1 protein-coding gene and 1 pseudogene are annotated in these 1,018 nt (G+C 70.8%); both read left to right on the top strand.

Going from position 1 to position 1,018, the window contains the following annotated elements; genetic code table 11:
* The first annotated feature begins 267 nt into the window (after positions 1 to 267).
* Complete coding sequence (locus DBR34_RS01690; RefSeq protein WP_128095453.1) at positions 268 to 714, top strand: hypothetical protein; 447 nt, start codon at positions 268 to 270, stop codon at positions 712 to 714.
* Positions 715 to 758: 44 nt separating this feature from the next.
* A pseudogene (locus DBR34_RS01685) lies at positions 759 to 1,018 on the top strand (NlpC-P60 family protein); the annotation flags it as partial.

Below are 1,018 nucleotides of genomic sequence, written 5' to 3'. Positions count from 1 at the left end.
GTCCTCTACCGTGCCGGAAGCGGCACGACCGGCCTGGGCCGACGGCACCGACAGCAGCGCCGCCACCAGCAGGCTGGCGGCGACAGGCACTCGCGGTAGGCGAACGGCAGGTTTGCGAACGGCACGATCCACAGCGACACTTCCCCAGCGCGGGTGGTAAGGGCTGTGTAACACGGGCCGTGACGCCGGTCAATAATTTATTCTTGCATTCCACAGCGAAAGGAATAAGTATTCCATGACACCCGCCGGCGCTGGAGGACGTGCCCCATGAATCATCCAGAGCTGCGCTGCGACCATTGCCAGGCCGGCTTCGTGCCAACCGGGGCGCAGGCCGTGTTGTTCGAGACCTCCCGCGCCAAGGGCATGCGCCTGGTGATGCTGGACTGCCCGCACTGCCACCACGGCACGGCGGTGAACCCGAGCCAGCGCGGCGCCGCACGCACGGCGGACCCTACGCGTTCCCTGCCCTGCCCGGAACGCGCCTGCACCGGCGAGGCCTGTTGGGTCGATACGCTGCAGCCGTCGGTGTGGGGCTGCGGCAGCTGCGGGACCACCTGGGCCGACCGGGCGGCGCTGGACGCCGCCATTGCAACGGCCATCGCCCGGTTCCCCTGGCGCGCCCACGCCTACGTTCGCCCGGGCGGCCACTACCGCGCCGCGCCTTCGCTGCCGGCGCGCTATGAAGCCGATGTGGCCACGGAGTGGGCGGCATGACCCGCGCTGCGCCCGCCAACCTGCCCACCGAGGACAGTGCCTGCATGACCCGTTTCCGCCCTGCCCTCTGGCCCGCCACCGCGAAACGCGTGCTGGCGCTGTTGCTGGCCGTGGCCAGCGCGCCCGCATGGGCCGCCGATGGCAGCGCGCCTGGCCAGCCCGATCCCGGCGCGCCACTGCCGTATGTGGTGGGCCTGCATGAGGCCTACCTCACCCCACAGTACTGGGCTGCGCGCCTACCCAACGCCGATGCGCTGATCCTGGACCGTGCCCAGATCCAGGCGCAGAACGCGCGCATGCGCGC

Origin of the sequence: Stenotrophomonas sp. HMWF003 (assembly GCF_003061285.1) — a bacterium.
Taxonomy (GTDB): Bacteria; Pseudomonadota; Gammaproteobacteria; order Xanthomonadales; family Xanthomonadaceae; genus Stenotrophomonas; species Stenotrophomonas maltophilia_AP.
This window is presented reverse-complemented; position numbering and strand designations above follow the sequence as displayed.

What these genes read in the sequence shown, in the direction of transcription:
- DBR34_RS01690 (WP_128095453.1), top strand. Translation starts at nt 268, where the DNA reads ATGAATCATCCAGAGCTGCGCTGCGACCATTGCCAGGCCGGCTTCGTG.